Genomic DNA, 18,647 nt, shown 5'->3' with positions numbered 1-18,647 from the left:
CCGGGGAGCCGGAGTTAATGACGGGATTTTTGAATGCACTTATGATCTCAGCTCATGAACGGCCTGTCAGGCACGCTCGCGCAGCGCGTCAAGGACGACCTGGAAGGCCGAAGACGAGCGTTGCCGGCTCGGATAGTAAAAATGCATGCCGGGGAAAAACGGAGAATACTCCTCAAGGCAGATGGCGAGCCGACCAGCGGCGATGTCCGTGGCAACAAGCCGTTCCGGCACGAAGGCGAGGCCGAAACCGTCGCGCGCCGCCGTGGCCACGGGCGCGATCGTGTTGAAGCAGGCCTGGCCCTCGACCTTGACCCGGAACTCGCGGCCGTCGCGATCGGTGAACTCCCAGCCATAGAGCGCGCCGTGGTTGGAAAGCCTGAGGTTCACGCATTCGTGCTCGCTCAGTTCCTGTGGCGTCTGCGGCGTGCCGCGCTCGGCGAAATAGGCCGGGGCTCCGACGCAGACCATGCGTTCATCCGGTCCGATGCGCGTGGCGATCATGCCTTCGCTGACCTGCTCGCCGTAGCGCACGCCGGCATCGCACTGGGCGGAGGCCAGGTCGGTGTAGCCATAGTCCATGACGAACTCGACCTTGACCGCCGGGTGTTTCTTCAAGACGGGCGCAAGCTTGGGCCACAACAGCGTTTCGATCGCGTAATCGGTGGAAACGATCCGGACGATACCCGATGGCTCGCCCTGCGTGTCGGTGAGCGCCTGCAGGCGCGCCTCGATCGTTTCGAAGCACGGATCGAGCGTCGCCAGCAGATCCTCGCCCTCAAGCGTCGGCGAGACCGAGCGTGTCGTGCGGGTCAGAAGCCGAAGACCCAGCCGGGTCTCGAGCGCCTTGATCGTGTGGCTGAGCGCGGATTGCGAGACATTCAGCCTTGCCGCCGCGCGGGTGAAACTGCGCTCCTCGGCGACGACGGAAAGCGCGATCAGGTCGTTGATGTTTTCGCGCAGCATGGCGTTTCCTTCCGATTATGTGCCGGCGATGCGGTAGCGCAGGCGGTCGATGACGATGCGCAGCGCCGAGCTCATCTGGCGCCGGCTGGAATAGCAGAGGTGAAACCCCTCGAACGGCTCGCACCAGTCGGCCAGAACCCGCTGGAGCCTGCCGTCTGCAATCTCCGTTTCCACCTCCGGCAGGGGGATGTAGGCAATCCCGAAACCTTCAAGCGCGGCTCTGATGCAGAGTTCGGATTCGTTGAAGATGAATGGGCCTGACACCTTGCGGACGATTTCCTCGCCGCGGCCTTCGAATTCCCAGTCATAGGGCGCGGTGTTGGCGCCGAAGCGCATGACGATACAGTCGTGGCGGGCAAGCTCGTCTGGATGTTCGGGCACGCCGCGGCCGGCAAGATAGTCCGGGGAGGCGACGGCGGCCATCGCCACGGCCGGCCCGACCGGTACGGCGATGAGGTCCGGCCCGACCATTTCCGCAAGCCTGACGGCGGCATCGAACCGGCCCTCCGCCAGGTCCGAGAGCCGGCTGTTGGTGTTGATCTCGATCTGGATATCGGGGTAGTCGCGCGAAATCTCCGTCATCACCGGCCACAAAATCGCCCTGACGGCAGCCAGGGACGCGGTGATGCGGACAAGCCCGCTCGGCCTGTCGCCGATCGAGCGCAGTTCCTCGATCCGCTCCTCGATCTGTGCAAGGCCGGGGCGCAGCGAGGCGATCAGCTTCTCCCCCATGTCGGTCAGCGAGACGCTGCGCGAGGTCCGGTTCAGTGCCCTGAAGCCAAGCGCCGCCTCAAGCCGCCTGATGGTATGGCTGACCGCCGACTGCGAAATGCCGAGCCGCACCGCCGCGCGGGTGAAATTGCCCTCCTCGACCACGGCAAGAAGGACGGTCAGGTCGGCAAGTTCCTCGCGTTTCATCCCCGGCATCCCACTCGATTTCGCCAAAAGAGAAACTATAGCGCATTCTCGGCTTCTCAAGAATGAATGAATTTCATTGCATGGATGATAAAAACGAGGTGGTCGTTCCGGCCAAGGTCATCTCAGAGCGCCTGTCGGCCCTCGACCAGCGGCGACCGCTCGCGGGCGAGATATTCCCCGCCGGGTGCTTCGTTCACCAGTGTCTCGCCATCGGTCACCACCCGTCCGCGCAGCATGGTCATCACCGGCCAGCCTGTGACCTCAAGACCCTGATAGGGCGTGTAGTCGCAGCCGTGATGCAGGTCGGCCTGGTCGATGGTGCGGGTCATCTCCGGGTCCCACAGCACGATATCGGCATCCGCCCCAACCGCGATCGTACCCTTCTTCGGGTAGAGCCCGTAGGTCTTGGCGTGGTTGGTCGCGGTCAGCGCCACGAACTGGTTGAGGCTGATGCGGCCCTTCTTCACGCCTTCGGAAAACAGGATCGGCAGACGCGTCTCGATGCCCGGAATGCCGTTCGGCACCCAGCGGAAGCCATCATGGGCCTTCGCCGTCAGCTTGCCATCCTCGGCAAAGCGATAGGGGCAGTGGTCTGAGGAGAACACGGAGAAGATGCCGTGCTGCAGGCCTTCCCAGCAGGCGGCCTGGTCCTCGGTGGTGCGCGGCGGCGGGCTGCAGACGAATTTGGCCCCCTCCATCGCCGCGCCATCCATGTCCTCTTCGGTCAGCACCAGATATTGCGGGCAGGTCTCGCCGTAGATGTTGAGGCCACGCCTTCGGGCGCGCTCGATCTCCTCCATCGCCTGACGGTTGGAGACATGCACGATCATGATCGGCACATCGGTGATCTCGGCGAAGGAAATCGCCCGGTGGGTTGCCTCGCGCTCGACGGCGACGGGACGCGAGGGACCGTGGTAATAGGGCGCCGTCTTGCCCTCGGCCTCCAGCGCGTCTGCGAGGAAGCGGATCGTGTCATAGCCCTCGGCATGGACCATGACGAAGGCGCCGGTGCGCCGGGCTGCGGCCATCACCTCCAGCAACTCGCGGTCCTTCAGCACCATGTCGTCATAGGTCATGAACACCTTGAGCGAAGTATAGCCTTCCTCGACCAGCGCCGGCAGTTCCTGCCCGAGCACGCCGGGAGTCGGGTCGGTGAGGATGAGGTGGAAGCTGACATCGACATGGCAGCGACCTTCGGCCTCGGCGTGATAGGCCTTCAGCGCCTCGCGCAGCGACTGGCCCCGCTGCTGCAGGCAGAACGGCATGACGGTGGTGTTGCCGCCGAAGGCGGCGGCGATCGTGCCGCTCGTAAAATCCTCGGCCATCACCACTTCGGGCGCGCCGGGCTGGGCGATGTGGACATGGCTGTCGATGCCGCCCGGCATGACGAGGCGGCCGGTGGCGTCGATGACGGTCCCCGCCCCCTCAAGCGCCTCGCCGATGGCGGCGATCCGGCCATTGCGGATGCCGATATCGGCCATGAAGGCGTCGGCGGCGGTGACGATGGTGCCGCCCTTGATGATCGTGTCGAAGGTCATCGGAATTCCTCGGTCTCATTCTCTCTGTCCGACGCCTATTGGCGCAAGACGGGCGTCTTTCGATGGCATTGCTTCTCGGGCTGCCTTTTCCTCAAGGCGGGCCGGATGCCCGAGGCGGCGGCCGGCATAGGCCGCCGCCTCTTCAATCAGTCCTCAGTCGCCAGCGCGAACAGCGCCTTCTGGCTGTCAGTTTCCAGCATCTCGTTGTAAAGCGGTATGACGGCCTCGCGGAATGGTGCCGGATCCGGATGGCTGATGGTAACGCCATTTTCGACCAGTGCGTCAAGCAGCGGCTTCTCCTGGTCGTCGACATACTGGCGCTGCCACACGGCTGCTTCCTCGCCGCTTTCCTTCAGTGCCACCTGGATGTCTTCCGGCAGGCCGGCAAACATGCCCTCGTTCATGAACAGCACGGCCGTCATGTTCAGCCAGCCGAGAATGGCGAAATCGGGCGCGACTTCATAGAGCTTCTGGCCGGTATAGTTGGTGGCGGCCCCTTCCGCGCCATCGACAACACCACTCTGAAGCGCGCCGTAAAGCTCGGAATAGGCAAGTGGCGTCGGGTTGGCGCCGAAGGAACGGAAGGCGTCGACATGGATCGGGTTCTGCATCGTGCGGATCTTCAGGTTCCGAATATCCTCGATGCTTGCAACCGGCTCCTTGGTCATGATGTGGCGGATGCCGGAGGAGAAGACGCCGATCAGTTCGAAGCCGGCGGTTTCGGCCGAGGTCTCCATGGCGGCATAGACCTCTTCGTCTTCCAGCTTGTCGCTCAGCGCCTCGATGCTGGTGAACAGGAAGGGCAGGTCGAAGACGCGGTAGTCGGTGATGTAGTTGGAGATCGTCGAGTTCGCTGTCATCGCCATGTCGAGCGTGCCAAGCATGGTGCTTTCGACAAGCTGGGCCTCATCGCCAAGCACGCCGTTCGGGAAGATCTCGATGGTGGCGCGCCCATCGGTCTTTTTCTCGAGCAGGTCCCGCATCAGCTGCAGGCCCTTGTCCTGCACCTCGTCGGCGGCGTTGGTGTGGGCAATCTTGAAGACGTAATCGGCGGCGAAGGCCGGCATGGCGGTGGTGCACAGGAGGGCTGCGAGCCCGAGGGCCGGTATGTGTTTCATGGTATTCCCCTTGTTGTTTTTTGGGCAGGTTGGAGTGATCGGGACGTCGCTTGTCAGCGGTAGACCAGATTGGGCAGGAACAGCGTCACGGCCGGGACGAAGGCCGTCAGCAGCAGGACGATGATCATCGGTATCAATGGCAGCCAGACCTTGGATGCCGCCTGTTCGATCCGCCTGCCGGCAACCATGGAAGCGACATAGAGGCAGATGCCATAGGGCGGCGTGATCAGGCCGATCGACAGGTTGAGTGCGGTCAGCACGCCGAACTGGACCGGATCGATGCCATAGCCGATGGCGATCGGCATCAGCACCGGCAGCAGGATCAGGATCGCCGAGATGCTCTCCATGAACATGCCGACCACGAGCAGCAGGAGGTTGACGATCAGGAGGAAGGCAAACGGAGATGCGGCGACATCGCGCAGCCAGGCGTCAAGGGCCCGGGTCACGCCGAGCGAGGCGATGATCCAGGAGAAGATGCTCGCCGTCGAGACGATGATCAGCACCGCGGCCGACAGGCTGACGGTGCGCAGGATCAGCGGTCCGAGTTCCGAAAGTTTCAGCTCGCGGTAGATGAAACAGGAAATGCCGAGCGTGACGAAGACGGCGATGCAGGCGGCCTCGGTGGCGGTGAACACGCCACCGACAATGCCGCCGACGATGATGATCGGTACGAAAAGCGCAGGCACGGCATCGACGAAGACGGTCCACAGGCGCTTCAGCGAGAAGGGTTCGGCATCGCGATAGGTTTCGCCGCCGTTTCTGGCATAAAGCCATGCGCCGACCAGCAGGCTGGCGGAAATCAGGATTCCGGGGCCGATACCGCCGAGAAACATCGCGCCGATCGACTGGTTCGAGGTGATCGCGATCACCACCATGACGATGCTCGGCGGAATGATCGAAGCCATGGAGCCTGAAGCCGCGATGATCGAGACGGCCATATCGACATTGTAGCGGCGCTTCTTCATCTCCGGCACGAGGATAGAGCTGATCGCCGCCGTATCGGCGGAACCGGAGCCCGAAATCGCGGCAAGGCCGGTGCCGGTCACGATCGCCACCATGAACAGGCTGCCGGTGATCCAGCCGACCAGCGCGGTGGCAAGCTCGACGAAGCGGCGCGCAATGCCGCCGGCTTCCATGATCAGGCCTGCGGCCACGAAGAACGGGATTGCCATCAGCGGAAAGGAATTGACGCCGCCATAGACGCGCTGGGCGATGATGGTGAGCGGCACGTCGGTGAAGGCAACGATGGTGACCAACGCTGCCACGCCAAGCGCCAGCACGATCGGCATGCCGGAGAAGATCAGGAGGGCAAAACCGCCAAAAGCAAGGCTCATAGCAGTTCTCCGTGTTCGGCGCTTGCGGTGTTTTTCTTGCGGCTCAAAAGGTCGGGCAGGGTGGCGATCGTGAATTCGAGCGCGAAATAGGTCATGCCCACCGGAATTGCGGCATAGGGGATGACGAGTGGCAGACGCAGAGCTGCCGACTTCACCATCATGCCGATCGCGACAAGGCCGAAACTGCCATTGATGACGACCACCAGAAACCAGAGGCCGAGCAGGAAGGAAAGGCCGCCGACGAGCTTCTGCAGAAAGACCGGGCAGCGCACGATCAGCACATCGACGCCGACATGCTGGCGGTGGCGCATGGCGATGCCGGCGCCGAGCATCACCAGCCAGATCTGGGCAAAGGTCGCGGTTTCTTCCGTGCCGGCGATCGAGTAGTTGAAGACGTAGCGGCCGAGAATCTGCACTAGAATGGCGAAGGCCATATAGATGAACAGGCAGGCCGCAACGATGTCGACGAGGTGGCGCAGCAGTGTCAGAGCGAGGCCCGGCAATGCGCGCAGCCGGGATGCTCCGCCCCGCGCATCTTCTTGCGCAACGGAAAGTTCGGTTTGCATGTCTGTTCCAGTTTTGCTCCGCCGCGAAATCGGCGTCGTGTCGATGGGGATCAGCTTAGCGGAGTTTGGCAGGGTCGCCAGAGGCCGGTGTATTATATTTAGGCATGCATAAATAATAGGCAGTTTTTGCATTGCCTATCGCGTCTGCGATGCCGATAAAGAAACCGACCCGTCGGGTCCAAGTCGCAGTCAAAAACCGGATAGATCATGCACCAGAATGTCCCTTCGTCCCGCGCCGCCGCCATCGGTCTCGCCATCTGTGTCATGAACACGGTCGAAACGGTCGCGGTCGCGCGGCGCACCGGTTTCGATTTCATTGTCGTGGACATGGAACACGGCCGCATCGGCCTCGACAGCCTGACCGATATCTCGGTGGCTGGCCTGCTTGCCGGCCTGCCGGTCTATGCCCGTGTCACAGGGCCGTCCTCGCCGGACATTGCGCGCGTGCTCGATTGCGGCGCGATCGGCGTGATCGTGCCCCATGTCGATACGCTCGAGCAGGCGCGCGCGATTGTCGAGAAGACGCGGTTCCTGCCGACCGGCGGCCGGGCACTGCCCGGGCCGCTGGCGATGACCGGGTTCGAGCCGGTGCCGGTGGCCGAACTGATCGCCAAGGCCGAGGCCACGACAAGGGTCATCGCCATGATCGAGAGCCGGAGCGGGCTTGATGCGGCGGATGATATCGCCGCGCTTGCCGGCATTGACGGGCTGATGATCGGCTCCAACGATCTCGCCGCCGCGATCGGCCATGTCGGCGATATCGGCCATGACGTCGTGCAGCAGGCCTTCCGCAGGATCGGTGCGGCCGCCATGCGCCATGGCAAGTCGTTCGGCGCCATGGGTCTGCCGCCGGACCGTGTGCGCGAGCAGGCGCTTGCCTTCGGCGCCGACATGATTGTCGCCACAAACGAGATCAACCTGCTGTTCGAGGGCGCGCAGCGCACGATGGCCGACTTCCGGCAGATCACCGAGCAGGTCTGAGCGCTCTATTCATTTGTTTTAGACGCATAATCTTATCGATCCTCGCTCCGCTCCGGTCGATGCGTAGGTTCAATAGGTTGGAGCGTCCTTTGTGCATCCGAATGGATGCATGGCGCTCTAGCTGCGGATTTCCGCGATCCGGGTCCCGGTGGTCAGCGTGAAAATCTTGACGAATTCGCGGGAATGCCGCGATACGGCGTGATTGCGCGGCAGGATAGCAGTCAGCGGGCGCGGAATGCGCGGCTCGAACGGCAAGACTGTCAGGTCCGAATAATGGCCCGATGTAGCGGTGACCTCGTCAAGCAGGGCCGCGCCCCAACCCTCCTGTACGATCCGCGCAGCGGCGTTGAGGAAACGAACCTCGACCTTCGGCTCGTAGGGAATGGCGGATTTGCGAAACGCCTCTTCCAGGAGCATGGCGATCCGCGTGCCCGAAAGCGGGCAGATCAGCCGCTCACGTGCGAGATCCTGCGGCGTGACGAAGGGCAGGCTTGAAAGCGGACTGTCTGCGGCGCAGACGCAGACGGTGCGCAACTCGTCGATCGGCTGCAGGATGAGCGAGTGCCGTTCGCCGGGGTCGATGGCGAAGCCGACATCGGCAATGCCCGCCTCGACCGCTTCCAGCACATTGTGCAGCGGCTTGGTGTCGAGCACCACGAAGACCTCCGGGAAACGCTCCAGGAATTCGCGCATTGCCATCGGTACCAGCGATTCCGTCACTTCCGACGTCGCGACCACGCGGATGCGGCCAATATGGCCGGCCTTGATGTCGGCCGCGCTCTGGTTGACCGTCTGCTGCAGCTGGAAGATCGGTTCGGCGCGGGCATAAAGCAGCTTTGCTTCCTCCGTCGCCACCAGCCGGTTGCTGATCCGCTCGAACAGGGCGAAGCCGACAACGCTTTCGAGATGCCGGATCGCGTTGCTGACCGCCGGCTGCGACATGCCGAGCGCTTCTGCCGCGCCCACGGTCGTGCCGCTTGCCATCACCGCGTGAAAGATTTCGAGCTGCCTGAGGTTCAATGTCCGGTCGCTTCCTTTAGGCCGGTCTCCTCACCCGGCCCTTTCGAATACGATGTCCTGTGCCCCCTCCCACAGGGTCATCTTGCCGAGTTCGGCCAGTTTGTCGAGATTGGAAGTGATGGTGATGAAGTGGTTGCCGGCAAGCTGCCCCATCTTCGAGGCAAAATGAACGCCGCCATAGGCCAGCAGGATTTCCGTCTCGCTGATGCCGCCGGGATAGAGAACGATCTGCCCGGGCGCTGGATAGCTCGTGTGGTTTTCGTAACCGACGCCGAAATCCTTGGTTCCGAGCGGTATCCAGACGCCTTCGCCCGACCATCGCACATGCACGACCTGGCTCTTGAAGGGCAGGTGAGCGGCAAAGGACCGGCATGTTTCGGGGGCGCTTTCGGTTTCCAGCACAGCATCGAAAACGAAGGGGCCGGCGGTGATTTTCAGTTTCATGATGTGTCCGGGGTCTCGGTGGATCAGGGACGAAGGCCGGCGCATTGCGCCGTGTTTCGGATGTGTTGCTGCATCTCATTGCCGGCGGCCTCGCCATCGCCCGCGCGCAGAGCCGCGATGATGATGCGGTGCTCGCCGACGGACGCCTTCATGCGTTCCGGGTCGGTGCGCGGGATCGGCTGGCGCTGGGTCTCGGTCAGCTTGTCCCGGACATCCGCGTAGAGGCTCCGCAACATGGCGTTAGCGCAGGCCGAAACGATGGTGCCGTGAAACTCCAGATCGGCCTCGACATTGGCGATCAGGTCCTGCCGCTCCCAGCTCTCCTCCATGGTCGCAGTCGCCTGCTCCATCAGATCAAGCTGATGGTGGGTCAGCCGGCCGGCGGAAAGGCGCGCGATTTCGCCTTCGAGCATGATCCGGGTCTGGAACACGTCGAACACGGAATAGCTGTCGGCATAACGCCATGCTTCGGCCTCGCCCGCGTTCTGCTGGCGGTTGCGGGTGACGAAGGTGCCGCGGCCGGGTTCGGTCTTCACCAGCCCCAGCGTTTCGAGCGTCAGCAGCGCCTCGCGCAGGGAGGGGCGGCTGATGCCGAATTTCTGCGAGAGCGCGCGCTGGGAGGGGATTTTCTCACCGTCCGCCAGCTGCCCGGACTGTATCATGCCCTGGAGCTGGCGTGCGACCGATTGCGGCAAAAGTGTCTTGTTGAGCATTCGGTCCCCGGGCTTGGTCTGCGTTTCCTCAGTCTATTTTTTCGCGGCCCGTCTTGCAAAGCGGAAAAAGCCATGCATGATTGGCCTAACTGGTCAGACCGGTTTATCCAGTTAAGCCAGTCTAGACGGAGTTATCGAATAAACACAAGGGGAAAGCACATGAAATACGCACTGAAACTCACGCTTCTGTCCGCCGTGGCGGCGCTTGCCGCTGCCGGCGCGCAAGCCGCCGACTGGACCGTCGGCGCCAATATCGGCAACGTGCCGTGGGAATTCGAGGACGCCAGCGGCACGACCGTCGGCTTCGAGGTCGATCTGGTCAACGAGATTGCGGACCGCCTCGACAAAACGGTCGAATTCGTCAACACGCCGTTCAACGGCCTGTTCCCGGCCGTGCAGTCGGGCCGCATCGATATGGCGGTCTCGTCGATCACGATTACCGAGAAGCGTCTCGAATCCGTGTCCTTCGCCCAGCCCTATTACGATAGTGACCAGTCGCTGTCGGCGACGACATCTTCGGGCATTTCCGGGCTTGGTGACATGGATGGCAAGGTCGTCGGTGTCGACACCGGATCGACCGGTGACATGTGGTCGGAAGGACACAAGGACGAGTACGGCTTCTCCGATATTCGCCGTTATGAAGGGCTTTCGCCGGCCATGCTCGATCTCGCGGCCGGCCGCATCGACGGCTACATCTCGGATATCCCGGCCGTGCTTTACTACGTGAAGGACAAGCCGGAGCTGAAGGTCGTCGAACGCATCCCGACCGGCGAAAAATACTCGATCATGTTCGCCAAGGACGCGCCGCTTGCTGCCGACGTCAACGGCGTGATCACCGCGATGAAGGAAGACGGCACGCTCGCCGAAATCTACGAGAACTGGTTCGGCATGGAGCCGGAGGCCGGCACCTCGACCATTGAAGTCCTGGATATGCCGGCGGCCAAGTAACGCCGCATCCGCGATCCATCCGCATTCAGGCCGGTCGCAAGCGCTGCGACCGGTCCCGCCCCGGAGCTTCCATGGACCTGATCAATACCTTCCTGAATGTCGGGGTGTTTCTCGACAGCCTGCCGCAATTGCTGCGCGGCCTGCTGGTGACGCTCGAAATCGGGATCGTCAGCATCCTTGCGGGCCTTGCCGGCGGCCTTCTCCTTGCCGTCACCCGCCTCTATGCGCCGCAGTTCATCGCATTCTGCATCCGTGGCTATATCGACATCTTCCGCTCGATACCGCTGCTGGTGCTACTCATCGTCGTCTACTACGCCCTGCCGTTTGTCGGCATCCGGCTTTCCGCCTTCCTGTCCGCCGTCACCGCCCTTTCGCTGGTCTCTGCCGCCTATACGGCGGAAATCTTTCGCGCCGGCATCGAGGCGATCCCGCGCGGACAGTTCGAGGCCTCGGCTGCACTCGGGCTTTCCGAGCGCAACACCATGGTCGATGTCGTGCTGCCGCAGGCAATCCGGATTGTCATCCCGCCATTGACCAACAATTGCATCAATGTTCTGAAGGACACGGCGCTCGCCTCCGTCGTGGCCATGCCGGACCTGCTGAAGCAGGCAACCCAGGCGCAGGCCCTTGCCGCCAACCCGACACCGCTGATCGGTGCCGCGCTGATCTATATCGTGCTGCTCTGGCCCATGGTCGCGGTGGTTTCGCGGCTTGAGACACGCTTCAGCAGAGGGAGGCGCTGATGGCGTCCCGCACGCTTGTTTCCGTTCGCGGCCTGGTCAAGGCTTACGGCGACTTCACGGTGCTCCATGGCATCGACCTGGATATTGCCGAGGGCGAGGTCGTCTGCGTCGTCGGCCCGTCCGGCTCCGGCAAATCGACGCTGATTCGCTGCATCAACCGGCTTGAGGATTTTTCGAAGGACAGCGTCATCGAGATCGATGGCTTGCCCGTCGAGCGTGGTCCGTCGCTCGCCCAGGTGCGGGCCGAGGTCGGGATGGTGTTCCAGAACTTCAACCTGTTTCCGCACATGACCGTGGTGAAGAACGTGATGCTCGCGCCGATGCGCGTCAGGCGCACACCATCCGACCATGCACGGGTGCAGGCGCTGAAGCTGCTCGAGCGGGTGGGGATTGCAGAGCAGGCGGAAAAATATCCCGGCCAGCTTTCCGGCGGTCAGCAGCAGCGCGTGGCGATCGCCCGCGCCCTTGCCATGGAACCGCGGGTCATGCTGTTCGACGAGCCGACTTCGGCGCTTGATCCGGAAATGGTCGGCGAGGTGCTCGATGTGATGCGCGATCTGGCAAAGACCGGTGTCACCATGGTCGTCGTGACCCACGAAATGGGCTTTGCCCGGCAGGTCGCCGACCGCGTCATCTTCATGGATGGCGGGCGGATCGTCGAGGCTGGCACGCCGCCGGACATCTTCGACAGTCCCCGCGAACAGCGCACGCGCGATTTCCTGCGCGCGGTTCTCAATCATTGAACAACAAACAAAAGAGGTAACACCCGTGACCGGATCGCCTTCTCTCGACATCGACTTCGTGCGCAGCCAGTTTCCTGGCCTCAAGCAGGACTGGGCATTTTTCGACAATGCCGGCGGATCGCAGATCCTGAAGGGCTCCGTCGAGCGCATCAACGGCTTCCTGTTCGAGAAGAACGTCCAGATCGGCGGCTCCTATGCAGTCTCGCAGTCTGCCGCCGCCGCTCTCGCCGAGGCCCGCACGGCCGCCATGCATCTCGTCAATGCGGCGCGGCCGGAGGAGATCGTCTTCGGGCCGTCGACCACGGTTCTCCTGCAGAACCTGGCGCGGGCCATGCAGAGCCAGTTCCGGCCCGGCGACGAGATCGTCGTTACGGTGAGCGACCATGAATCCAACATCGGCCCGTGGGACCGGCTGAAGGACATCGGCGTCATCGTCAAGTTCTGGCCGCTCGACCGGGAAACGATGAGCCTTAGGACGGAGGATCTCGCGCCGCTGATGAGCGACCGCACCCGGCTCGTCTGCGTCACCCATGTCTCCAATATCCTGGGTTCGATCAACGATGTCCGTGCCATCGCCGACTTCGTCCACGCGCGCGGCGCGCTGATCTGTGTCGATGCGGTTGCCTATGCGCCCCACCGCGCCGTCGACGTCCAGGCCTTCGATGCCGACTTCTATGTATTCAGCCTCTACAAGGTCTTCGGGCCGCATTATGCGCTGATGTATGGGAAGTACGACCTTCTGGCCGAACTCGACACGCTCTATCACTACTTCTACGGCAAGGATAAAATTCCGGGCAAGCTGGAGCCGGGCAATCCGAACTACGAACTCGCCTATGCCACCTGCGGCATCGTCGATTATCTGGCGGCGCTTGGCGAAAAGGCGGGTGAGAGCGGTTCGGTGCGCGCCAGGATCGAGGCCGCCTATGCCGCGATCACCGCGCAGGAGGAAGCGCTTTCGGAGCGCCTGCTCTCATATCTGCGCGCCCGCAATGACTGCCGGATCATCGGGGCCTCGACGGCAAGCGGCAGCGTGCGCGTACCGACCATCGCCTTTCGCTTCGATGGCCGCGATGCCGATGCAATCTGCCGCGCCGTCGACAGGCACAACATTGCCATCCGCCACGGCGACTTTCATTCGCGGCGGCTGGCGGAGTATCTCGATCTGACCGACAACGGCGGAATGCTGCGCGTCTCGATGGTGCATTACAACACCACCGCCGAGATCGACCGCCTGACCGCGGCGCTGGACGAAATCCTCGCCGTGGCATGAACCCGCGGGCGGCCGGGCTGTTGAGTTGACGGCCATCGATCCGACCCGGCCGACGTCCGCAGACCGCGCGGATCTGCTGCCATCGGCTGCAGCGGGCCTCTTGCCGCTGCGCGAGCAGGCCTATTGGCTGACAACGCGCAAAGCGGTCGTCAGTTCGGGGCAGGGCCGGTGGTGTTGCGGATGACGAGGTGGGTTTCGAGAACGTAACGCGCCTCGCGGATCGAGCCGGATTGCAGGGCTTCCATCAGCAAGGTGACGGCGAGGCGCCCGGCTTCTGCCGATCGGTTCGAGACCGAGGTGAGCGCCGGATAGGTGACCGCGCCGAGCACGTCGTCGCAGCCGATCAGGCTGAACCGTCCAGGCACCGCGACATTATATTCGGCAAGCCCCGCCAGGATGCCCTGGGCGGTGATGTCGTCAAAGGCGATCGCGGCACTCGCACCGGTCTCGAGAATGGCGTCGACGGTGCGGTGCCCGGACTGGTAGGTCGGCACGATCGGCGGCAGCGCCACGATTTCGAGGCCGAGCTTGCGTGCAGCGCTTCTGAGCGCTGCACGCCGCTCGCGGTTCGACCAGGATGTATGCGGGCCGTTGACATAAACGATCTTGCGGTGGCCAAGCGCGGCCAGATGTTCCGCCGCCTGCTGCACGCCGGAGCCGGAATCGATGAGCACGCGCGGGATGCCCTTGATGTCGCGGTTGATCAGCACCAGCGGCCTTTGCGCGGCGTGGGCGCGGATGCGCTCGTCGGAAAGCCGCGGCGAGGCGAGCACCAGGCCTTCGACCTGGCCGGCAAAGCGGCCGAGCAGCTTGTCTTCCTGTGCCGGCTTTTCTTCCGTGTTGCCGAGAAAGACGCAGAAATCGGAACGGTCCGCCTCAAGCTGGGTTGCGGCGATCAGCGGCGGAAAGAACGGGTTGGCGATATCCGGCACCACCAGTGCGATATTGCCGTGCCGGCCGGTGGAAAGCGCCCGGGCCGTATGGTTCGGCACATAGCCGAGCGCTTCGGCCGCCTTCATGATGCGTTCGACGGTTTCCGGCAGAAGCATGTCGGGATGGCGGAAGGCGCGCGACACGCTGGAGCGCGCCACGCCGGCTTCAGCGGCAACCTGGCTGATGGTGACACCCTTGTCGCGCTTGATCATGGCGGTGCGGCTTTCTGGCGGTGAACGATCCCTGAACTGTCCTTGTAGAATATTTGCAAGGGTTTCGGCTACTCGCTTGCTTGACATGCAACCGGTTGCATGGAATGTTGCCAACAAGATTGATGCCTGAACCGGCTTTAAAGCGCCATCCAAGAGGCTGCTTGCCGTTGTGGAGACCGACTTGACGATCGCAGAACGCCCCCAGAGAAAATCCGGCCTTGAGCCTTTGTCGCTGCGCCAGACCGGAACGCTTCTGATCAAGAGCTTCGAGGACCGCGCCAGCATGGCGGCGGCGGCGGCGGCGGATATCGCCGCTGCGCTCAGCGCGCGGATTGCCAATCGCGGCGCGGTGCGGATGATTTTCGCCGCGGCGCCCAGCCAGGCCGAGGCTCTGGCCGAACTCGTGGCCGCGCCGGGGATCGACTGGTCGCGGGTGACCGCCTTCCATATGGACGACTATATCGGCCTTGCTGCCGACCATCCGTCGGGCTTCGCCAACTGGCTCGATACCCATCTCTTTTCCCGAGTGCCGTTCGCCGCGGTCCATCGCCTCGATCCGGGCGATGATCCGGAGGGCGCTGCGGCGCGTTACGCGGAAAAGATGGCCGAGGCGCCGATCGATTTCGTCGTGCTGGGCATCGGCGAAAACGGGCATATCGCCTTCAACGACCCGCCGGTTGCCGATTTCGACGATCCGGTCGACGTCAAGCCCGTGGTGCTTGACGATGTCTGCCGCATGCAGCAGGTCAATGACGGCTGCTTTCCGGATTTCGATTCGGTGCCGCAGAAAGCGCTGACGCTGACAGTGCCGCGGCTGATGCGCGCCGACCGGCTGTTCTGCCTGGTGCCGGGCTCGGCCAAGCGCGAGGCCGTGCGCGCAACGCTCCATGGCCCGGTGGAAACGGCCTGCCCGGCGAGCATTCTGCGCACCCATTCCGCCTGCACCCTATACCTCGACAGGGACTCCGACCCCGATGCCTGACACGCCCCGGATTGATGCCGACCTGATCTGCGAAGACTATCTCGCCTCCGTTCACACGCTGATGACGCGGGTGATGAGCGAGGAGCGCGAGGCGCTTGACGCGGCCGCCGCCAAACTTGCCGATCAGGTGGCCGCGGACCGGCTGATCCATATCTTCGGGCCCGGCGGCCATTCCAATCTGGCCGCGCAGGAAGTGTTCTTTCGTGCCGGCGGGCTGATGCATATGAGCGCGATCCTCGATGAGGGCACGCTGCTTTCCAACGGCGCGCTGCGCTCGATGGCGATCGAGCGGCTACCGGGCTACGGCAGGATCGTGATTGCCGATCGCGGGCTCGGCGAAACCGATCTGCTCATCCTCGTCAATGCCTATGGCATCAACGCCGCGCTCATCGATGCGGCACTCGAGGCCCGGCGTCGCGGCACGTTCGTGATCGGCGTTTCCTCCCGCGAGCATGCCGCAAACACAGCGCCGGAGCATCCCGCCCGTCATCCCACCAAACAGAACCTGCACGACATCGTCGATATCGCCATCGACAGCAAGGTGCCGATCGGCGACGCCGTTGTCAGCCTGCCGGGCATGGGCGAGAACATCGCCGCTATCTCCACCTTCGCCAATGCCTTCACGCTCAACAATCTGGTGATCCGCACGGTCGCCAAACTTGTCGAGCGCGGCATCGAGCCGCCGGTCTGGCGCTCCGGCAATGCGCCGGGTGGCGACGAGGCCAACAGCCGTTTCATCGGTGCATTCCGCGATCGGGTGAGGGCGCTTTGAATTCGGCCATCGAAGGCATCGACGCCCTGACGGGCCGACCGCTCTCCCTCGAAATCCGCGACGGACGCATTGCCGCCATCGGCGAAGCGACAGGCGCGCCGGATACCTATCTGGCCGCCGGGCTCATCGACCTTCAGGTCAACGGCTATGCCGGTCTAGACATCAATGCCGGTGCGGTGGCGCCAGAACTGATGCTGAAACTCTGTCAGGCGCTGGCCGCCGTTGGCGTCACCACCTGGCTGCCGACGATCATCACGGCTTCGGAGGCTGCGATCACGGCCGCGCTTGCGGCAATTGCCGCGGCACGCGAGGCCGAGCGGCTGGTGGCCGACATGGTGCCGGGCGTCCATGTCGAAGGTCCTTCGATTTCAACCGTAGACGGGCCGCGCGGCGCCCATCCTCTGGCCTATGTCCGCCCGCCCTCGCTGGACGAATTCGAGCGTTGGCAGGCCGCCTGCGGCGGGCTCGTTTCCATGGTTACGCTGGCGCCAGAGCATGAAGGCGCGCTTGCCTATATTTCCACCCTCGTTGCACGCGGCATCCGCGTCGCCATCGGCCATACCGCCGCGACAGCGGAAGAAATCCACGCGGCGGCTGACGCCGGGGCGACACTTTCGACCCATCTCGGCAATGGCGCTGCCGGGCTCCTGCCGCGGCATCCGAACTTCATCTGGGCGCAGCTCGCCGATGACCGCCTTTCCGCCGGCCTGATCGCCGATGGTCACCATCTGCCGGCCGATACGCTGAAGGCGATGTTGCGCGCCAAGGGGCTGGATCGCGCCTTTCTGGTGTCCGATACGGTGGCGCTTGCCGGCATGCCCGCCGGCACCTATCACCAGCCGGTCGGTGGCGATGTCGCCGTTTCGGAGGATGGCCGCATCGGCCTTGCCGGAACGCCCTATCTGGCTGGCGCCGGCCATGCGCTTGCAACCGACATTGCCCGTGCCATTACCATGACCGGCCTGCCGCTCTCCGACATCCTGCCGCTTGCGACGAACAATCCCGGTCGAATCGTCGGCGGGCGGGGCACGCTTGAAGTGGGCGCTCGTGCCGATGTCATCCGCTTTTTCTGGAAGCAGGGCGACGACGCGCTCGATATCCGCGAGACCTGGGTTTCCGGGCGGAAAGTGTTTTGCCGATGATCGAGGCCGGTGCTGCAGTCTTTGACATCACGCCGCCGCCAGGGCTTGCCATGTCGGGCTTTGCCGCCCGCCGCAGGCCGGCCGAAGATGTCCATGACCGTCTGACGGTGCGGGCGCTGGTGATCGCCGATACCGCCGTCGTTGTTGCCGACGTGATCGGCATTGATGCGGCCATGTCTGCCCGCATTCGCGCACGATCTTTCCTTCCGGATGATAATATCGTCGTCGCCGCGCTTCATACCCATGGCGGGCCGTCCTCTATGGCCGGCAGGCTCAGCATTGCCGCCGATCCGGCCTTTCTGGAACGGCTGGAGGACGCTTGCGTCGCGGCGCTCGATTGTGCCTGTTCGTCCCGCCGCCCGGCGCTGCTGGAAATCGCCAATGGCGCCGATCCCGACGTCGGCCGCAACCGCCGTCATCCGGGTGGCCCGGTTGACCGCGCCTTGCCGCTGTTGCGGGTGCGTGGCGCCGATGACGGCCGGACCATCGCCTTGCTGATATCCTATGCCTGCCATCCGGTGGTGCTCGGCGCTGACAATCTGCACTGGACGGCCGACTATCCGCATTTCGTGCGCCAGGCACTGGAAGAGGCGGAGCCCGGCGCGGTTGCGCTGTTTCTGACCGGCTGCGTCGGAGACGTGAACACGGGGCACTCGGCCTCCGCGTCGATATCACTCGCCCATAACGATGCGCGCAGTTTCGCCGCTGCCGAGCGGATCGGCAGGTCGATCGCGGCCTGCGTGCTGGCGTCTGCAGAGCGCGCCGTTGATGGTGAAATCTCGGCGGCCTCTGCCGGCGTTACGCTCGGTTTCGAACGGCGGGAGGTTGCGCCGGTCGCCGAGCTTGCTGCAGACTGGGCGCGGGAGCGCGAAGCGGCGGACCCGGCACGCGCCAGCCTGCTCGACTACTGGACAGTTTGGGCGCAAACGGTTGCACAAAACATCCCGAACCCGCTTGCCGAGCGGGTGACGGTGCTCGACTGGGGCGGTGTTCTGCTGATTGCGCTTCCCGGCGAAATCTTCACTGAAACGGCGCTCCTGCTCCGCGCCCTGCCGGGTGTCGGTGAAAGTGCTTTCGTCATCGGCTTCGCAGATGACAATCCGGGCTATATCCCGCCCGCAAGCGAGTATGCCTATGGCGGCTATGAGGTTGACGAGGCTCATCGCTACTATAGCCAATCCATGAGTTTTGCGCCGGGATCGGCCGAGCTGCTGGCGCGCTGCGCCGCGGATCTCGTCGCGGCGGCGCGTGAGAATTCCCGCAGCGCCTGACGCGGCGGGGGAGTGCGGTTTGGTGTCGCTTGACAC

Annotated in this window: 19 protein-coding genes; 9 read left to right on the top strand and 10 right to left on the bottom strand. The window is 63.7% G+C overall.

Annotated features, from left to right (window positions below):
* Window positions 1–66 precede the first annotated feature (66 nt).
* From TM49_RS03535 to TM49_RS03510, 6 genes are all read right to left on the bottom strand, one after another.
* Complete coding sequence (locus tag TM49_RS03535; protein ID WP_045679560.1) at window positions 67–963, bottom strand: LysR family transcriptional regulator; 897 nt, start codon at window positions 961–963, stop codon at window positions 67–69.
* Between the two features lie 15 nt (window positions 964–978).
* A complete protein-coding gene (locus tag TM49_RS03530; protein ID WP_045679559.1) occupies window positions 979–1,881 on the bottom strand; it encodes a LysR family transcriptional regulator in 903 nt (300 codons plus the stop codon).
* A gap of 122 nt (window positions 1,882–2,003) precedes the next feature.
* Window positions 2,004–3,419, bottom strand: coding sequence for a dihydropyrimidinase (gene hydA / locus TM49_RS03525; protein ID WP_045679558.1), 1,416 nt, complete (start codon window positions 3,417–3,419; stop codon window positions 2,004–2,006).
* 146 nt (window positions 3,420–3,565) lie between these two features.
* Complete coding sequence (locus TM49_RS03520; RefSeq protein WP_045679557.1) at window positions 3,566–4,537, bottom strand: TRAP transporter substrate-binding protein; 972 nt, start codon at window positions 4,535–4,537, stop codon at window positions 3,566–3,568.
* A 53-nt stretch (window positions 4,538–4,590) separates the two neighbouring features.
* Window positions 4,591–5,871, bottom strand: a complete 1,281-nt coding sequence (locus TM49_RS03515) for a TRAP transporter large permease (RefSeq protein ID WP_045679556.1) — start codon at window positions 5,869–5,871, stop codon at window positions 4,591–4,593.
* Complete coding sequence (locus TM49_RS03510; RefSeq protein ID WP_052699699.1) at window positions 5,868–6,437, bottom strand: TRAP transporter small permease; 570 nt, start codon at window positions 6,435–6,437, stop codon at window positions 5,868–5,870. The genes TM49_RS03515 and TM49_RS03510 overlap by 4 nt, the downstream gene beginning before the upstream one ends.
* A 207-nt stretch (window positions 6,438–6,644) precedes the next feature.
* Between TM49_RS03510 and TM49_RS03505 the strand changes: the two genes are divergently transcribed.
* Complete coding sequence (locus TM49_RS03505; protein ID WP_201777024.1) at window positions 6,645–7,418, top strand: HpcH/HpaI aldolase family protein; 774 nt, start codon at window positions 6,645–6,647, stop codon at window positions 7,416–7,418.
* 117 nt (window positions 7,419–7,535) lie between these two features.
* On the opposite strand, the gene TM49_RS03500 is transcribed toward TM49_RS03505, so the two are convergent.
* The 3 genes from TM49_RS03500 to TM49_RS03490 are packed head-to-tail and all read right to left on the bottom strand — an operon-like array spanning window position 7,536 to window position 9,595.
* Complete coding sequence (locus TM49_RS03500; RefSeq protein WP_045679555.1) at window positions 7,536–8,438, bottom strand: LysR family transcriptional regulator; 903 nt, start codon at window positions 8,436–8,438, stop codon at window positions 7,536–7,538.
* 30 nt (window positions 8,439–8,468) lie between these two features.
* Window positions 8,469–8,882, bottom strand: a complete 414-nt coding sequence (locus tag TM49_RS03495; RefSeq protein WP_045679554.1) for a DUF3830 family protein — start codon at window positions 8,880–8,882, stop codon at window positions 8,469–8,471.
* A 23-nt stretch (window positions 8,883–8,905) separates the two neighbouring features.
* Window positions 8,906–9,595, bottom strand: a complete 690-nt coding sequence (locus TM49_RS03490) for a FadR/GntR family transcriptional regulator (RefSeq protein WP_045679553.1) — start codon at window positions 9,593–9,595, stop codon at window positions 8,906–8,908.
* A 159-nt stretch (window positions 9,596–9,754) separates the two neighbouring features.
* On the opposite strand from TM49_RS03490, the gene TM49_RS03485 reads away from it, so the two are divergent.
* The 4 genes from TM49_RS03485 (at window position 9,755) to TM49_RS03470 (ending at window position 13,299) form a co-directional block, all read left to right on the top strand.
* On the top strand, window positions 9,755–10,543 hold the full coding sequence (locus TM49_RS03485; RefSeq protein WP_045679552.1) for a transporter substrate-binding domain-containing protein: 789 nt from the start codon (window positions 9,755–9,757) through the stop codon (window positions 10,541–10,543).
* Window positions 10,544–10,614: 71 nt separating this feature from the next.
* Window positions 10,615–11,286, top strand: a complete 672-nt coding sequence (locus TM49_RS03480) for an amino acid ABC transporter permease (protein WP_045679551.1) — start codon at window positions 10,615–10,617, stop codon at window positions 11,284–11,286.
* A complete protein-coding gene (locus TM49_RS03475) occupies window positions 11,286–12,029 on the top strand; it encodes an amino acid ABC transporter ATP-binding protein (protein WP_045679550.1) in 744 nt (247 codons plus the stop codon). The genes TM49_RS03480 and TM49_RS03475 overlap by 1 nt, the downstream gene beginning before the upstream one ends.
* A 25-nt stretch (window positions 12,030–12,054) precedes the next feature.
* A complete protein-coding gene (locus TM49_RS03470) occupies window positions 12,055–13,299 on the top strand; it encodes a cysteine desulfurase-like protein (RefSeq protein ID WP_045679549.1) in 1,245 nt (414 codons plus the stop codon).
* A 149-nt stretch (window positions 13,300–13,448) separates the two neighbouring features.
* On the opposite strand, the gene TM49_RS03465 is transcribed toward TM49_RS03470, so the two are convergent.
* A complete protein-coding gene (locus tag TM49_RS03465) occupies window positions 13,449–14,444 on the bottom strand; it encodes a LacI family DNA-binding transcriptional regulator (protein ID WP_045679548.1) in 996 nt (331 codons plus the stop codon).
* A gap of 181 nt (window positions 14,445–14,625) precedes the next feature.
* Here TM49_RS03465 and TM49_RS03460 point away from each other — a divergent pair, with 181 nt between their 5' ends.
* From TM49_RS03460 to TM49_RS03445, 4 genes are read left to right on the top strand one after another with little or no spacing between them, the layout of a single operon-like run.
* Complete coding sequence (locus TM49_RS03460) at window positions 14,626–15,426, top strand: 6-phosphogluconolactonase (RefSeq protein WP_342021317.1); 801 nt, start codon at window positions 14,626–14,628, stop codon at window positions 15,424–15,426.
* On the top strand, window positions 15,419–16,198 hold the full coding sequence (locus TM49_RS03455) for a sugar isomerase domain-containing protein (RefSeq protein WP_082074604.1): 780 nt from the start codon (window positions 15,419–15,421) through the stop codon (window positions 16,196–16,198). The genes TM49_RS03460 and TM49_RS03455 overlap by 8 nt, the downstream gene beginning before the upstream one ends.
* Entirely contained in the window at window positions 16,195–17,340 is a 1,146-nt protein-coding gene (locus TM49_RS03450; protein WP_045679547.1) for an N-acetylglucosamine-6-phosphate deacetylase, read from the top strand. The genes TM49_RS03455 and TM49_RS03450 overlap by 4 nt, the downstream gene beginning before the upstream one ends.
* Window positions 17,337–18,611 carry a neutral/alkaline non-lysosomal ceramidase N-terminal domain-containing protein gene (locus TM49_RS03445; RefSeq protein WP_045679546.1) on the top strand — a complete coding sequence of 425 codons (1,275 nt, stop codon included), beginning with the start codon at window positions 17,337–17,339 and terminating at the stop codon, window positions 18,609–18,611. Before TM49_RS03450 ends, TM49_RS03445 begins: the two co-directional genes overlap by 4 nt.
* The last annotated feature ends 36 nt before the right edge of the window (window positions 18,612–18,647 follow it).

Origin of the sequence: Martelella endophytica, from assembly GCF_000960975.1 — a bacterium.
GTDB classification, from domain to species: domain Bacteria; phylum Pseudomonadota; class Alphaproteobacteria; order Rhizobiales; family Rhizobiaceae; genus Martelella; species Martelella endophytica.
Note: the sequence above shows the minus strand (reverse complement) of the source record. Positions and strands in the feature narration are given on the sequence as shown.

What these genes read in the sequence shown, in the direction of transcription:
- TM49_RS03535 (WP_045679560.1), bottom strand. Translation starts at nt 963, where the DNA reads ATGCTGCGCGAAAACATCAACGACCTGATCGCGCTTTCCGTCGTCGCC.
- TM49_RS03530 (WP_045679559.1), bottom strand. Translation starts at nt 1,881, where the DNA reads ATGAAACGCGAGGAACTTGCCGACCTGACCGTCCTTCTTGCCGTGGTC.
- hydA (WP_045679558.1), bottom strand. Translation starts at nt 3,419, where the DNA reads ATGACCTTCGACACGATCATCAAGGGCGGCACCATCGTCACCGCCGCC.
- TM49_RS03520 (WP_045679557.1), bottom strand. Translation starts at nt 4,537, where the DNA reads ATGAAACACATACCGGCCCTCGGGCTCGCAGCCCTCCTGTGCACCACC.
- TM49_RS03515 (WP_045679556.1), bottom strand. Translation starts at nt 5,871, where the DNA reads ATGAGCCTTGCTTTTGGCGGTTTTGCCCTCCTGATCTTCTCCGGCATG.
- TM49_RS03510 (WP_052699699.1), bottom strand. Translation starts at nt 6,437, where the DNA reads ATGCAAACCGAACTTTCCGTTGCGCAAGAAGATGCGCGGGGCGGAGCA.
- TM49_RS03505 (WP_201777024.1), top strand. Translation starts at nt 6,645, where the DNA reads ATGCACCAGAATGTCCCTTCGTCCCGCGCCGCCGCCATCGGTCTCGCC.
- TM49_RS03495 (WP_045679554.1), bottom strand. Translation starts at nt 8,882, where the DNA reads ATGAAACTGAAAATCACCGCCGGCCCCTTCGTTTTCGATGCTGTGCTG.
- TM49_RS03490 (WP_045679553.1), bottom strand. Translation starts at nt 9,595, where the DNA reads ATGCTCAACAAGACACTTTTGCCGCAATCGGTCGCACGCCAGCTCCAG.
- TM49_RS03485 (WP_045679552.1), top strand. Translation starts at nt 9,755, where the DNA reads ATGAAATACGCACTGAAACTCACGCTTCTGTCCGCCGTGGCGGCGCTT.
- TM49_RS03480 (WP_045679551.1), top strand. Translation starts at nt 10,615, where the DNA reads ATGGACCTGATCAATACCTTCCTGAATGTCGGGGTGTTTCTCGACAGC.
- TM49_RS03475 (WP_045679550.1), top strand. Translation starts at nt 11,286, where the DNA reads ATGGCGTCCCGCACGCTTGTTTCCGTTCGCGGCCTGGTCAAGGCTTAC.
- TM49_RS03465 (WP_045679548.1), bottom strand. Translation starts at nt 14,444, where the DNA reads ATGATCAAGCGCGACAAGGGTGTCACCATCAGCCAGGTTGCCGCTGAA.
- TM49_RS03455 (WP_082074604.1), top strand. Translation starts at nt 15,419, where the DNA reads ATGCCTGACACGCCCCGGATTGATGCCGACCTGATCTGCGAAGACTAT.
- TM49_RS03445 (WP_045679546.1), top strand. Translation starts at nt 17,337, where the DNA reads ATGATCGAGGCCGGTGCTGCAGTCTTTGACATCACGCCGCCGCCAGGG.